The following is a 13,676-nucleotide window of genomic DNA, read 5'->3' as shown; positions in this document are numbered from 1 at the left end:
CGGCGCTCAATTCCAGGCATTCACGCGCACTTGCAGTCTCGCCAGAATGGCAAGCCCAACCACGTGGATCGGGAATACCTGAGAAAGTCGTGGGTTTTGGCGGCTGGCGGGAGTACGCGCAGGGCGCATACCGCCAAGTTGACAGCAGTGAAGCCACCGCTAGGATGCCGCCGCCTCGATGCCGGCCCCGGGCCAGCCCAGGGGTTCTGTCGTCGCCGCGAGTTTGCGGCGTCCCAGCGGCCAAAGATTCAAGGCGCGAGCCACGCGCCCAACAACACCCGAGTCGAGTTCAGCTTACGCCACTCAATTGGGGCACAGGAGGTCGGATGGCAACCGACGTGATGATCGAAGCCAACTCGCTGGGAAAGCGATTCGGCTCAGTCAAAGCTCTAGACAAGATTAGCTTCGAAGTTCGCAAGGGCGAAGTGGTTGGCTTTTTGGGCCCGAACGGTGCCGGCAAGTCCACCACGATGCGCATCCTGACCTGCTTCATCGCGCCCAGCAGTGGGTCCGCGAAGGTGCATGGCATCGACGTGTTCGACAATCCCCTCGCCGTGCGCGAGAAGATCGGATACCTGCCTCAGCGCGCGCCGCTCTACACGGACATGACCGTTTGGGAGTACCTCGAGTTTACCTCGCGGATCCGCGGCATCGATTCCGGTAGCTTCACCAACCGCCTGAAGAAGGTGGTCGAGGTGTGCGGCCTCGCCCAGGTGCTGGGCAAGGACATCGGGACGCTGTCGCACGGTTATCGTCAGCGCGTCGGCCTCGGTCAGGCGCTGATTCATGACCCGCCGATCCTGATTCTCGACGAGCCCACGGCCGACCTCGATCCGAACGAGAAGGCTGAGCTCCTCAAGTACATCAAGCGCATCGGTAAGGACCGCACGATTCTCCTCAGCACTCACAACCTGAGTGAGGTCGAGGAAGCGTGTGCGCGCGCCATCATCGTCAGCAAGGGCCGCGTCGTCGCCGACGGTGTGCTCGACGACATCCGCGCGCGCCAAGGGCGCCTGCGTTACACGATCACCATCGACGAGAAGAACGCGGTCAAGGGCAGCGCGCCCAAGGCCGCTGAGGTCGCCGCCGCCTTCCAGGCGCTCAAGGACGCGAAGAGCGTGCGTGAGCTGCCCACGGACGAAAAGGCTCACAAGTTCGAGGTGGTCAGCGCCGAGACGGTGGACCTGCGTGGCGAGCTATTCCGCGTGGCATTCGACAAGGGTTGGATGCTCCTCGAGCTGCGTCGCGACGCTCAGAGTCTGGACGCGGTCTTCCGCGACCTGACCAAGGGCGACGAGGCGAAGGATCGCGGCCGTAAGGTGGACGACGCCGTCGACGACGAGTTCGGCTACGACGACGAAGACGATGATGACGAAGACTTGGACGACGAGGATGAAGAGGACACCGAGTCCGCCTCCGACGAGTCAGAAGATGATGAAGATGAAGAGTCCGATGACGACGACGACGATGAGTCGGACGACGACGAGGACGATGAGGAGGACAAGAAGTAATGTCGCCCTTGGTCACCATTGCGAGGCGTGAGTTCCGTTCCTACTGGGACTCCCCGCTCGCGTACGTTGTGATCTGCCTCGGCTTCCTGGCTCTCGGCGTGGTGTTCTTCACCAACGTCATGGACCAGAGCTTCTGGCAGGTCGACCGCGCCACCTTGCAGAGCATGTTCGAGTTCACTCCGCTCGGGCTCATCTTCCTCGTGCCGGTCATTACCATGCGGTTAATGGCCGAGGAGCGTCGCTCCGGCACCCTGGAGATGCTCATCACGTTGCCCGTCAAGGACAGCGATGTCGTGATGGGGAAGTACCTCGGCGCCCTTGGCTTGGTGCTGGTGCTGGTGGTTGCCACGCTCATCTACCCCATCGCCATGTTCAAGTGGCCGTGGGATCTCGGTTCCATCGACATGAACCCGGTGTGGAGCGCGTACCTTGGCTTGATCCTCTACAGCGCGGCGACGGTCTCGATCGGCCTACTCGTCAGCTCGCTCACGGATTCTCAAGCCGTCGCGTTCTTCCTCACGCTCGCGGTGCTGCTGGCGTTGTGGATCCTCGGCGTTGGCGCTGAGCACACCCAGGGCACGTTGAGTGACGTCCTGGCTTACGCCAGCACACGGTCGCGCCTGGAGGGCTTCGTGAAGGGGCTCATCGACACGCGGGACATCGTGTTCTTCGTCAGCATCACCGTGCTGTGCTTGGTCTTCTCTTTCCGCGCCCTCGAGCGGCGCAAGTGGGCGTGAGTCATGGCAGGTCAGGACAATCGGCGTAAGGCCGCGGCCCAGACTGGGCTCTACCTCATCATCATCACCGCGATCGTCGTGGTGGCGAACATCCTGAGCGCGGGTCTCTACACCCAGAAGGATGTCACCAAGAACGAGCGCTACACGCTGAGCGAAGGCTCAGGCAGCTTGGTCAAGAGCCTGAAGGGGCCGCTTCAGGTCGACGCATACGTCACCCGCGGCCTCGCCAGCCTCGACACCTACGTGCGCGACCTCACGGAGCTCCTCAAGCAGTACGAGAAGAAGGGCGGCGAGAACTTCAAGTTCACGATCATCGAACCCAAGACTGACGAGGAGAAGAAGGCTGCGGGCGAAGAAGGCCTGCAAGAGATGCCCTTCGCCGAGCTCAGCCAGACCAAGGATCAGTCGGCGGCGATCACTCAAGGCTACATGGGCCTGGTGTTCAAGTACGGCAGCGAGAAGCTCGTCATCCCCGCACTCGACACGCGCCGCGTAGACGGTCTCGAGTTCTGGATCAGCAACAAGATCCGCGAGATCCGCGATAAGGCCGACGGCAATGAGTACAAGATCGGCGTCATCACCGGCAAGGACGAGCTCAAGCTGACGGACAACAACCTGATCGCTCGTCAGCAGGGGCAGCAGAGCCCCAGCATCCAGCAGATCCTCACCAACGCGTTCCCGTTCTACAAGTTCGAGGACGTCGACCTGAAGGACGGCGAGACCGAGATCGACCCGAAGCTGCGCGGCCTGATCATCACCCAGCCTCGCAAGGACTACTCGGACAAGGAGCTACGTCGCATCGACCAGTTCCTGATGCGCGGTGGGAAGTCGTTGGTCGTGTGGGCGTCCGCCGTCACGATGAAGCCGAACGACGCCACGATGAAGGCGGATCTGAACCTCCATGGCCTGGACAAGCTGCTCGGTGGCTACGGCATCAAGATGAACAAGGACGCCGTGCTCGATCACGACGCCCAGTTCCGACTGCCGATCTTGACCCAGAGCGGCGTGGCCGCGATCGGTCACCCCGGCATCGTGCACGCCGTCAACGAAGGTGATGGCGACGAAGCCACGGAGATGCTCGACGACTCGTTCGCCGGTTTCTTCCGTATGGCTGAGATGGCGATCCCGTTCCCCTCGAGCCTCGAGCTCGAGAAGGACAAGCAGCCCGAAGCCACCATCAAGTCGGTTGCTCGGACTTCTCAGGGTGCCACCGTCACCGCATCGGACACCGTCGACATGGCGCTCTTCGCCGATGGCAGCATCAAGAAGTGGACCGCCGAGGGCGATCCCAAGAGCTACATCATCGCGGCCACCGTCGAAGCGGAGCCGGGGAAGGGCAAGCTCAAGGCCGCGCTCGGTACTGGCGACGGCATCGACGTCGCGGCGTCCACCGACGACGCGCGTATCCTCGTGGTCAGCTCCAGCGAGTTCGTCACCAACCCCTTCGCCTACGCGGGCAACGGTCCAGAGATGGGCGGTCAGTTCGCGATGTTCGGTGGGATGGGTGGCGACAAGCAGCTGCAGCAGTTCGCGACTCCCTACGCTCAGCGCTACCTCACCAACACCATCCTGAGCGTGAAGAACACCCTCGACTGGATGAGCGGCGACGCAGACCTGCTCGCGGCGAGCGCGAAGCTGATGGGCGATCCGAACATCAGTTACAAGGACGCCAACATCCAGAAGATCAAGCCGACGGACGACGAGGACACTCAGAAGTCCAAGGCCGAGGCAAACAAGCAGGCTCGCGAGAAGCTCCAGGGCAATGTGCAGTACACCCTGATCTTCGGCATGCCGCTGTTCTTCATGGCCTTCGGTTTCATCCGCTGGCAACTCCGCAACGGCAAGCGCGCTCAGATGAAGATCTGAGCATCAAGTAGCGAATAGTACTTCCGCACGGATAAGGTGCTCCGCTCCTTGAACGGGGCACCTTCCGGCGGAGTCGAAAGTAGGAACCAGGACTATGGCAATGGGTACAGAAACCAAGCTCTACGTCGCCGTCGGCGTGCTCGCCGTGCTGGGTGGCGCCCTCTACCTGAACTCGAAGAACAAGAAGGCAGAGGCGGAGAGCTACACCCAGGCGGGTCGCGCTGCTGAGCTGCCGTCGCTCACCTTCACCGACGACGACACCAAGAAGATCGACAAGATCGTCTTGGAGAAGGGCGCTGACGAAGACGGTGGTGCGGGTGCGGAGTTCGAGCTCACCAAGACCGGCGATGAGTGGAAGCTCACGAAGCCCGTCGCCTACAAGGCGAACCAGGCCAACGTGAAGAGCCTGCTCGATGCGCTCAAGCGGCTGAAGACCAGCGAGCAGATCACCACCAACAAGGAGCAGTACGACAAGTTCGGCGTCGCTGACGGCAAGGGCTTGCACGTCGTGCTCTATGAAGGTGGCAACGTCAAAGCCGACCTACGCTTCGGCGAGGGCGGCACCCGTGGCCAGATGGCGCGCATCGGTGACAAGGACGGCGTCTACAGCGTGAAAGGCTACTCGAGCTTCACCTTCGATCGCGACGCCAAGGGCTGGCGCGACCTCGGGATCCTGAAGTTCGACGAAAAGGACGTAGAGAGCGTCGAGCTGACCAACGAGCATGGTGAGTACACCTTTGCCAAGGACGGCGATAACTGGACTGCCAAGTACAAGAAGCCGAAGGCCCTCGGCGCTGGCAAGATCGACGACTTCGATTCCGCGAAAGTGGGGGATCTGTTGCGTGCGTTCAAGAACCTGAACGCGGCGGATTTTGGCGACGGCAAGAAGCTGACTGACATCGGCCTCGAGCCGCCCAAGGGCCAGCTCACCATCAAGCTGAAAGAGGGCAAGGCCACCTACGTTATTTCCGTGGGGGACAAAGCGGACGGCACCAACGTCTGGACCAAGGTCAACGGCGACGATCAGGTTTTCCAGGTCAGCTCTTGGGCTGCGGACTGGATCACTGCGGAGCCGACCAAGTTCAGCAGCAAGAAGGACGAGAAGGGCGCGGCTCCACCCCCTGGTGGAATGCCGGGTGGGATGCCGGGCGGAATCGACCTGAGCAGTCTTGGCGGTGGTCACGAAGGCCACGACGACGAGTAGTCTCCAAGTCTTCGATCGATAGCAGGCGGCCCGGCTCGAGAGAGCTGGGCCGTTTTGCTTTGGTGCTCGCTTTGAGGCCCCACCATTGTCTCACGTGCGGGCCTCTGGGAGCCTGAGAACGTGGACAACCCTTATCAAGCTCCCGTGTACGACGAGCCGGAGTACGATGAGGTGGTCGCGCCTGAGCGCGACTTGAGCCAAGTGCCGTTCTACCAGGTTGGACTCATCAAGCTCGCCTGCTTGACCCTGCTCACTTGTGGGTTCTACGAGGTCTTCTGGTTCGAGCGCCAGTTTCGGCATCAGGCGGCCCACAATCGCGAACGCGGCTTCTCAATTTTCCGGGCGGCTTTTTCATTCTTCTACGTGCAAGATCTGGTCTTGCGTGTTGAGCGGGCGCGCCGCCGGGAGCTCGGCATCGAATCGACAAACCTGCGGAGCTTCGCGGCGCTGTATATGGGTTTGATCTTGGTGTGTCGCGGCGGGCTGCACATCATGTACTTCCTGCTGGGGGACTACGCCGTCGCTGCTGGATTCGCTGCGGGGCTCTTCACCTTCGTGCCTCTCGTGCGCATTCAACGCGAGATCAATCGGGTGCTGGCGCGCTCTCACCCCCAACAAGGGAAGAATCGGCTGCCGAGGCTGTGGGAGATCGCGATGGCGGTCGCGGGTGTGGCCCTGACCTGGTACCTCGGCTACTACCCGCTCACTGCGCTGACCGAGATCTCGCTGTTCTAGCTGACGCTACGGACCGAGGAGTCCAAGCTGGGCAGCGATTCCGAACGCGAAGAAGCTGCCAACCGTGAGCAAAACCAAGATATTCCACGCGGTAAAGCGCGTGTTCATGTCCATGCCGCGATGCTCATGCTCGAGGATGCGGTTGATCTCCCGCTGCGCCATGGCGACGGGGGAAACGCTGGCAGCAAACATCAAGAGGGAGACACCCCGCGCCGGAACGGCATCATCGGCTGGCCACTGTGCGCCTGGATGTAGCGCCACTGACGCTCGAACCAAAAAATCAGATAAAGCCCGCTCGTGGCTAGCGCCATCACCCACAGCTTGGTGGTGCCAACTGGATAAAACGGAGGCAGCTCTGGCCCCGCCACGCTCGAAGGCGGCGCCTCGTCATCCGTGGGTGCAGCGTAGGGGTTGGTCATGTTTCTCTAACTCGTGGCGTAGCCGGTCACCAGCGCCTGAGCGAGCAGCCCCCAGCCGTCGATGGCTACGAACAGCAAGAGCTTGAACGGCAAGCTGACTTGAGTGGGGTTCATCATCTGCATCCCCAGGGAAAGCAGCACGTTCCCGACGACCAGATCGATCACCAAGAATGGCAGGTACAGCGCGAAGCCAAGGGCAAAAGCCTCCAGCAGCTCCGTGACCATGAAGCTAGGGATCAGCACCACTAGGTCGTCCTGGCCCACGCGAGCGCGTTCTGCCTCGGGGCGCGCTGACTTCGCGAGCTCGAAGAAGCGCTTCTTCTCACGCTCGGACGCGTTGGCGCGCATGAAGTCTCGCAGCGGTTCGACGGCTGCCTTGAACACTCCAGCCACCAGCACTGGGGTGTCCTGAACGGCTTCGCCCTGCCAAAGTGGTTCCGCGCGGTCTGCAATGCGACTGCCAACGGGAGCCATGGCCAGCAAAGTCAGCGCGCCCGCCAGCGCCATCACCAAGGTGTTGGACGGTACACCTTGTGCCCCAATCGCGCCCCGCACGATCTGCAGCACCGTCGAGATCTTCACGAACGCCGTCACGGTCATGAAGGCAAACGGCAGAATGGCGACCAACGCCAGCGCAACCACCAGCGCAATGGGGCGCGTCAGCAAGTCGTCCGTGGTCGCGGGGTTCTTGGCTTGAGCCTGTGCAATCAGCGGGGAGAGCCACAGCGCCGCGAAGCTCAGCAAGGCCAACAGTCGCTTCACGCCTCGTCCTCCACCTCTTCGGGTTTGGGGGTGAGGACAGCCGCGACAGGGTCGCTCGGTAAATTTTCCACGCGGGTATTCTTCTTGCGAGGCTGCTTCAGTACGCGTCCCAAGACGTCCGAGAACTGAGCGGGCTCGTTGGTGTCGAGGTCCAGCTCTGCTTCGTCTAGCTCCGTGAGCCGGGTGAGCCCGCCTTCACTGGCGCCTACCACCACGATTTTGCTGCCGATCTTCACCAGGTACACCGCGCGGCGACCTTCGAGGGGGAGACGTCCAACCAGCTGCAGCGGTCCGCTCTGACGGCCAACACCCACGCGCCGAGCGGCGTACAGCACCAGCACCGCGAGCGCGATCACCGCCAGCAGGGTCACCAGTGTCTCCACCAGGTACGACGCAACCGGTGAGAGCCCGGCGGACAACCAAGGCGCAGTCATCGCAGGCGCAGCCAACCAAGGCGCTGCCAACCAAGCAATGGCGCTCGCGCTGTGAGTCGGGGTTGGCACTCGCGCAGGGTAATACACGGCCGCTGTTGAGCTACGGCGTTGTTTGCTCTGAACGGACAAACCTGCACTTCAGTGCATATCCCACATTGACGCGGCGCTTCCGAAGGGGTAGCCGCGCCTCATCGTGGCACTGGTCGTTCAGAAGTTTGGCGGCACCTCGGTTGGCTCTCTCGAGCGCATGGCGAACGTGGCTGAGCGCGCGATCAAGACGGCGGCGGAAGGCAATCAAGTCGTGATGATCGTCTCCGCGATGGCCGGTGAGACGAATCGCCTGCTGGGCCTCGCTGGGGACATCACTGACGTTCCCGATGCTCGGGAACTCGACGTGCTGGCTTCCACCGGCGAGCAGGTGAGCGCCGCCCTGGTGGCCATGACCCTGCAGAAGCTCGGCCATCCGGCGCAGAGCTTGCTCGGCTCCCAAATCCGGATCCGCACGGACGGTGCCTTCACCAAGGCCCGCATCCTCGAGATCGAAGGCTCGAAGCTCTTGGACACGGTCAACGGCGGCAAGATCGCGGTGGTCGCGGGGTTCCAAGGCATCGACGACCACGGCAACATCAACACCCTAGGTCGTGGTGGCTCAGACACCACCGCCGTGGCCATCGCAGCGGCCATCAAGGCCGATGTGTGCGAGATCTACACCGACGTAGACGGTGTCTACACGACTGACCCAAACATCTGTCCCAAGGCCAAGAAGATCGAGCGCATCAGCTTCGAGGAGATGCTGGAACTAGCCAGCCTCGGCGCGAAGGTGCTGCAGATCCGCTCGGTCGAAGTGGGCATGAAATACGGAGTACCGATCCACGTGCGCTCATCATTTTCAGATCGCACCGGCACGATCGTGACCGGTGAAGAAGGCTTGGAGAAGGTGGTCGTCACCGGCATCGCTTACGACAAGAGCGAAGCCAAGGTGCAGATGATCAACGTGCCCGACCGCCCTGGGGTGGTGGCCAACGTCTTCGGCATGCTGGCCGAGAAGAACGTGTCGGTTGACATGATCATTCAGAGCCCTTCCCGTGAGAGCGGCAGCACCACCGACGTGACCTTCACGGTGCCGAAGGCTGACTTGGCCCGCACCAAGGAGAACATCGAAGAGTGCGCTCGCTCCATCGGCGGCGCGGCCATCGAGTACGACCCAGACATCGTGAAGGTGTCCATCGTCGGGCTCGGTATGCGCTCCCATGCTGGCGTGGCTTCACGCATGTTCCAGATCCTCGCGGCAGAGGGCATCAACATCCAGGCCATCAGCACCAGCGAGATCAAGGTCAGCTGCCTGATGGCGAGCAAGTACACGGAGCTCGCGGTGCGGGCGCTGCATACCGGCTTCGGGCTCGACAAAGAGCCAACCGAAGAGACCATCAGCTGACGCTCCACGCCCGTGGCTTGAAGGCACCGGCTAGCGGACCCGCTGGGACAGGCTGCGTTCATGGTGTCGGGTTGCATCTCGGCTGCAGCGCAACGGCAAGAGACGCTGCGAACGAGCGGTTTCAGCCGTAGGTCTGAGCAATTGCATCAAAGCGCTCGCGCTTCTGTTGGCTAGCCTGGGGATCGATGCCGGCTATCGTATCCGTTGAGCGCGCCCCTCACCCCCAAACGCAGTGGCCGCAAGTGGATCGACGGCGCGCGGGCAGGCGGCTCGCGCCGCGCGTGGGGTGGTTGCTGGGGCTCTTGGTCTGCTCCGCGAGTGCGGTCGGCTGCGACACCGGTGAGGTCGGTGATGGGGGCAACGGAGCGAGTGCTGGCACAGCTGGTAGCAGTAGTGCTAGCGGTTCCGCGGGGAATAGCATCGGAGGTGGCTCCGGGAACGCTGGCTCCGGTGCGGGAGGTTCTGGCGTTGGAGGTTCTGGCGCCGGCGGGCTCGGTGGAAGTGACCAGGGCGGTAGTGCTGGGTCAGCGCAAGGCGGCGCGGGTGGTGTGGGGCAAGGCGGCAGCGCGGGCACTGCGCCTGGAGGCAGCGGCGGTGAAGCAGGCAACGGGGGGAGCGGTGCTGGAGGTTCCGGAGGCGGACCCGTCACAGTCCAGGACTTGTTGGCGCTGACTTCGGCTTGCAACGTGGTGGGCGGCGACTACGCGACCGACTCCGGTGGTGAGGAGACGGTGCCGATCTGTGAGTTGACCGGCGCGCTATTCTGGACCGCGGACATGGACATCGACTGCGATGGCTATGCCACCGCCGAGTGCAACGAGAACACCGACCCCTGGTATCAAGACGCGACGAGCATGGGGGACCACATCGCGGCGAGCGTGTTGCCCTATGTGGTGATTCCTTCGCCTAGCGGGCGCTTTGATTATCGCGACTGGGGGATCGAGCTCGGCGCCGTGGTCGCGGTGATCTACGAGGGACAAGTGCGCTACGGCGCGTTCGTCGACACGGGACCCGAGGGCATCATCGGGGAGGCTTCGTATGCGATGGCGGACTTGTTCGGCATCAATCCGGATCCCGCCACAGGGGGCACAGCTGGGCCGGTGACGTATATCGTGTTCACCGATTCGTCCGCGGTGGTGCCCGCAGAGGACATCAACGATCACTCCGTTGCCGAGTCGCTTGGCGCGTCCGCCGCTCGCACCGTCGTCGACAACAACTGAAAGCGTGGTTCCGATAATTGCCTGGCGGAAAAAAGATGCCGGGGAGGTTTCCAGGGTGAGTCTTGGGCGACTAGCAGGGTGTTGAAGAACACCCTGCCAATCAACAGCAACCGTGCCCGCGCACAACTTGACCAGATCTCGCTCTCGCAAAACCCTCACTTCTATGGGGTTTTGCGAGAGCGTGGTCCGAAGAACCGCGCGGATAAGCACGCAAGATGTGCCGCGCGAACGACGATTTATGAACATCTCCAGAACGGAGTCCCGCTCATGCTTTTCCCATGGCGGGGCGTGACTGGGGACTGGGCGTTTTAGGGCTGTTCTTGCTGGGCTGTGCGACGAGTGCCGATCCGGCGCCGACCTCCGAAAGCGGGGGCTCCGGCTCGGGTGCGGCAGGAGGCAGCGACTTCGGTGGTGAAGGCGGAGACACGCAGGGCGGCTCGAGAGTAGGCGGCAGCGGTGGATCCACTTCGGGAGGCAGCGGTGCAGGCGGGGGCGGCGGCGCCAGCTCTGGAGGGAGCGCTGCGGGTGGAACAGGTGGTTCCGCGGGGCAAAGTGGAACGTGTCCAAGCTCCGCCAGCGCTGGGCCGGAGACGGTGCTTGACGACGTGGAGGACGGTGACGACGCGATCCTGAGTGCGGACGGTCGCACTGGTTACTGGTTCAGCTACAAGGACGATCTGGATAGCGCGAGCATGGTCTCCACGCCCACCGCGATGACACCGGGAGCGAACGCCACAACGCACGCGATTCAGGTGACTGGCAAGAGCTCGAGCGCCGCGGAGTATGGGCCGGGTTTTGGCTTTCCGTTGCTCGGAGTCGAAGTTGGCGGAGGCAGCATGGCGAGCTTGAGCTGCCCCTACGATGTGTCGAGCTACTCTGGGATTTCCCTGTGGCTAAAAGCTACAGGGGTAGCCAGAGTCGAACTGCTGGTGCCGACGTCGGCGACCACTTCGACGGCTGAAGGTGGAACCTGTGCCACGAGCTGCGACGATCACTTCGCGGAGACGGTGACTGTGAGTAGCAGCTGGACCAAGGTGGACATCGCCTTCGCTTCACTGGCTCAGGGCGGTTGGGGCACCCCGGCGACGTTTGACGCCCACGCGGTTAGTGGCGTTGGCTTTGCAGTACCGCCCGGTGTCACCTTTGTGGTGTGGGTGGATGAGTTGACCCTCACCCCCTGATCCCGATCGCTCAGCGCGAGCCCGGATCCATCAAGCGGCGTGACCAGAAGCCGATGTAGAGCAGCGCGAGCAAGGCGGTGGGCAGGGCAGCTGCGAGCTGAGGTCTTTGCTGCAGGATGTAGGCGCAGAGGCACAGGGCGACAGCAATTGCCGCGTGGTAAATGTGCAAGCGCTTGCTCTTGGGGTCGCGTGCGAGCCACACCAGGTGAACGATGCCCGAGACGAATGAAATCAAGAGGGCCGCTCGCCCCCAGGGAGTGGCGGTCCAGGCAGCCAGCGCCGGGTCGCCGCCCAGGGTGGGGTCGAACATCCCGACTCCCATCGCTTGCTCGGCAAACACGCCGAGCGCCAGGGGTAAGCAGACGATGATCACCGCCAGCGTGGCCAGGGCGTGGAGGGTGATGAAGATCGGGTTGACCTTGCTCGTCATGTTCTAGCGCTCAACGTGCCGCGCGGATTTGCGCGAGCTGCCAGGTGCCGACGACGTTGCGTAGCTGTTGTTCGGTCCCCGAACTCACGCCGTTGCTGAGCACCCGTGGTCGGGCGTTCTCTACCACCACGCGCACCTCAGCGTCTTTCACCCGCGCCCGAGTCAGTACGTCTTTCAGGTCGGACACCAAGCGGGGCGGAGCTTTGCCTCGGGCGAGCCGTGGCTCGCCGTTCTGCACTTTCACGCAGAAGAGCTCAGTTGCCCGTCGCAGGCTGAGCCAGAAAAGCAGCGCCACGGCTCCGATTGCGAGCAGGATCCAGGACACCAGATGGGTCTTCTAGCGGCTCGTGTCCGTGGACGCAAAGTCGGCGGGTGTACTGGGCGCTTGACCGGAATGCTTTCCCCTGCAATCTAGCCCACGTGACCGCAGTAGACGAGCAGCTCCCACGGCGTTTCGGACGCTTCGTGCTGTTCGACAAGATCGGTGAAGGCGGGATGGCGCGCATCTACCTCGCCAAGAGCTCTACGGGGCTCGGGGGCGAGCGCCGAGTGGTGGTCAAGCAGATCCTCCCGTTGCTCTCCGACAGCTCGGAGTTCAGCCGGCTCTTCATCGATGAGGCGAAGCTCAGCGCCAAGTTGACTCACGGCAGCATCGCCCAGGTGATCGATCTGGGGCGCGAAGAGGGCAGCCTCTACATCGCGATGGAGTACGTCGAAGGCTTCGACCTGCGTGAGCTCTTGCGCGCCTGCTCGAAGAAGCAGATCCCGTTGCCGGTGGAGTTTGCGCTGCTGATCATCAGCGAGACCCTGAAGGCGCTCGACTACGCGCACCGCAAGCGCGACGAGAACGGTAAGAAGCTCGGCATCGTGCATCGCGATGTCTCTCCGTCGAACGTGCTGATCAGCTTCGAGGGCGAGATCAAGCTCTGCGACTTCGGCATCGCGCGCGCCATGGGCAGCGGGGAAGACGTCCCTGAAGAAGCGATCCAGGGCAAGGCCGGCTACATGAGCCCAGAGGCTGCCAACGGCGAGGCGCTGGACGGTCGCGCGGACGTCTTTGCCGCGGGGATCATGCTCTGGGAGCTGCTCGCCGGGCGCCGCTTGTATCGCTCGCCAAAAGGCTCGCCCGGGCCGAGTCTGGTGCAAGCTCAGGAAGCGCTGATCCCCGAGCTGCCCTCGCGGGGCTACCCGAACGAAGAGCGCTTGCACGGGATCGCGATGAAGCTCCTCAGCAAGGATCGCGAAGCGCGCTATGGCTCCGCCCACGACGCCCTGCGTGAGCTCGAAGACTACGTCGCCGAGAACTCATTGGTAGCGAGCCCGCTACGCTTCGGCGAGTGGCTGATGGAGCACTTCGGTGCGGAAATTCTCGAGCGCCGTCAGCACAACGAGCAGGCAGCCAACGAGGTGCTGGATCAAGACCTCGAAGGTACCCTGGGGAAACGCCCGAAGCCGGAGCCGTTGAAGCCCAGCGAAGCGCCTCAGGCTTCGAGTCTCAGCGCGGGAAACGCCGACGTGAAGATCCCTGCCGCGTTCTCCGATCGCCAACCCAAGAGCGAGCCGGTTTCTTCACCGGTGTTCGAACCGCCGCCACCATCCCTGCAAGCCGTCGTGCGTCCCTCGGAGCCTGCGCCGGAGACCGCGAGCAAGGCGTGGATGCTGATCGCCCTGGCGGTGGTGGTGATCGTTGGCGTGGCGGCCTACTTCATGACTCGGCCCGGGCCCACCCCCTGAGTCCCTCG

15 protein-coding genes are annotated in these 13,676 nt (G+C 62.9%); 9 read left to right on the top strand and 6 right to left on the bottom strand.

Annotated elements, in window-relative coordinates; genetic code table 11:
• The first annotated feature begins 341 nt into the window (after positions 1–341).
• The 5 genes from H6718_26510 (at position 342) to H6718_26490 (ending at position 6,053) form a co-directional block, all read left to right on the top strand.
• Positions 342–1,511 (top strand): ATP-binding cassette domain-containing protein, encoded by a 1,170-nt coding sequence (locus H6718_26510; GenBank protein MCB9588993.1) that lies wholly within the window; start codon positions 342–344, stop codon positions 1,509–1,511.
• On the top strand, positions 1,511–2,248 hold the full coding sequence (locus H6718_26505; protein ID MCB9588992.1) for an ABC transporter permease: 738 nt from the start codon (positions 1,511–1,513) through the stop codon (positions 2,246–2,248). Before H6718_26510 ends, H6718_26505 begins: the two co-directional genes overlap by 1 nt.
• Before the next feature lie 3 nt (positions 2,249–2,251).
• On the top strand, positions 2,252–4,114 hold the full coding sequence (locus H6718_26500; GenBank protein MCB9588991.1) for a GldG family protein: 1,863 nt from the start codon (positions 2,252–2,254) through the stop codon (positions 4,112–4,114).
• A 100-nt stretch (positions 4,115–4,214) separates the two neighbouring features.
• Positions 4,215–5,318, top strand: a complete 1,104-nt coding sequence (locus tag H6718_26495; GenBank protein MCB9588990.1) for a DUF4340 domain-containing protein — start codon at positions 4,215–4,217, stop codon at positions 5,316–5,318.
• Positions 5,319–5,438: 120 nt separating this feature from the next.
• The gene (locus H6718_26490) at positions 5,439–6,053 is read left to right on the top strand and encodes a hypothetical protein (GenBank protein ID MCB9588989.1); all 615 of its coding nucleotides are present in this window, start codon (positions 5,439–5,441) and stop codon (positions 6,051–6,053) included.
• 6 nt (positions 6,054–6,059) lie between these two features.
• Here the strand turns inward: H6718_26490 and H6718_26485 are convergent, their stop codons facing one another.
• The 4 genes from H6718_26485 to H6718_26470 are packed head-to-tail and all read right to left on the bottom strand — an operon-like array spanning position 6,060 to position 7,668.
• Positions 6,060–6,245 carry a hypothetical protein gene (locus H6718_26485; protein MCB9588988.1) on the bottom strand — a complete coding sequence of 62 codons (186 nt, stop codon included), beginning with the start codon at positions 6,243–6,245 and terminating at the stop codon, positions 6,060–6,062.
• The gene (locus tag H6718_26480; protein MCB9588987.1) at positions 6,245–6,472 is read right to left on the bottom strand and encodes a hypothetical protein; all 228 of its coding nucleotides are present in this window, start codon (positions 6,470–6,472) and stop codon (positions 6,245–6,247) included. Before H6718_26480 ends, H6718_26485 begins: the two co-directional genes overlap by 1 nt.
• Positions 6,473–6,478: 6 nt before the next feature.
• Positions 6,479–7,234, bottom strand: coding sequence for an EscR/YscR/HrcR family type III secretion system export apparatus protein (locus tag H6718_26475; GenBank protein MCB9588986.1), 756 nt, complete (start codon positions 7,232–7,234; stop codon positions 6,479–6,481).
• Entirely contained in the window at positions 7,231–7,668 is a 438-nt protein-coding gene (locus tag H6718_26470) for a flagellar biosynthetic protein FliO (protein MCB9588985.1), read from the bottom strand. Before H6718_26470 ends, H6718_26475 begins: the two co-directional genes overlap by 4 nt.
• A 193-nt stretch (positions 7,669–7,861) precedes the next feature.
• Here H6718_26470 and H6718_26465 point away from each other — a divergent pair, with 193 nt between their 5' ends.
• From H6718_26465 to H6718_26455, 3 genes are all read left to right on the top strand, one after another.
• On the top strand, positions 7,862–9,103 hold the full coding sequence (locus H6718_26465; protein MCB9588984.1) for an aspartate kinase: 1,242 nt from the start codon (positions 7,862–7,864) through the stop codon (positions 9,101–9,103).
• A gap of 776 nt (positions 9,104–9,879) precedes the next feature.
• Positions 9,880–10,323 carry a glycoside hydrolase family 75 protein gene (locus tag H6718_26460; protein ID MCB9588983.1) on the top strand — a complete coding sequence of 148 codons (444 nt, stop codon included), beginning with the start codon at positions 9,880–9,882 and terminating at the stop codon, positions 10,321–10,323.
• 278 nt (positions 10,324–10,601) lie between these two features.
• Entirely contained in the window at positions 10,602–11,504 is a 903-nt protein-coding gene (locus H6718_26455; GenBank protein ID MCB9588982.1) for a hypothetical protein, read from the top strand.
• A gap of 10 nt (positions 11,505–11,514) precedes the next feature.
• Here H6718_26455 and H6718_26450 read toward each other — a convergent pair whose 3' ends face one another.
• Both H6718_26450 and H6718_26445 read right to left on the bottom strand, forming a co-directional pair.
• Positions 11,515–11,934 carry a hypothetical protein gene (locus H6718_26450; GenBank protein MCB9588981.1) on the bottom strand — a complete coding sequence of 140 codons (420 nt, stop codon included), beginning with the start codon at positions 11,932–11,934 and terminating at the stop codon, positions 11,515–11,517.
• Between the two features lie 10 nt (positions 11,935–11,944).
• On the bottom strand, positions 11,945–12,259 hold the full coding sequence (locus H6718_26445; protein ID MCB9588980.1) for a DUF3634 family protein: 315 nt from the start codon (positions 12,257–12,259) through the stop codon (positions 11,945–11,947).
• Positions 12,260–12,354: 95 nt separating this feature from the next.
• On the opposite strand from H6718_26445, the gene H6718_26440 reads away from it, so the two are divergent.
• Entirely contained in the window at positions 12,355–13,668 is a 1,314-nt protein-coding gene (locus H6718_26440; GenBank protein ID MCB9588979.1) for a serine/threonine protein kinase, read from the top strand.
• The last annotated feature ends 8 nt before the right edge of the window (positions 13,669–13,676 follow it).

It is taken from the genome of Polyangiaceae bacterium (assembly GCA_020633205.1).
Classification (GTDB): Bacteria; Myxococcota_A; Polyangia; order Polyangiales; family Polyangiaceae; genus JAHBVY01.
The sequence above is the reverse complement of the archived record's forward strand: the minus strand, read 5'-3'. Positions and strand labels throughout refer to the sequence as shown.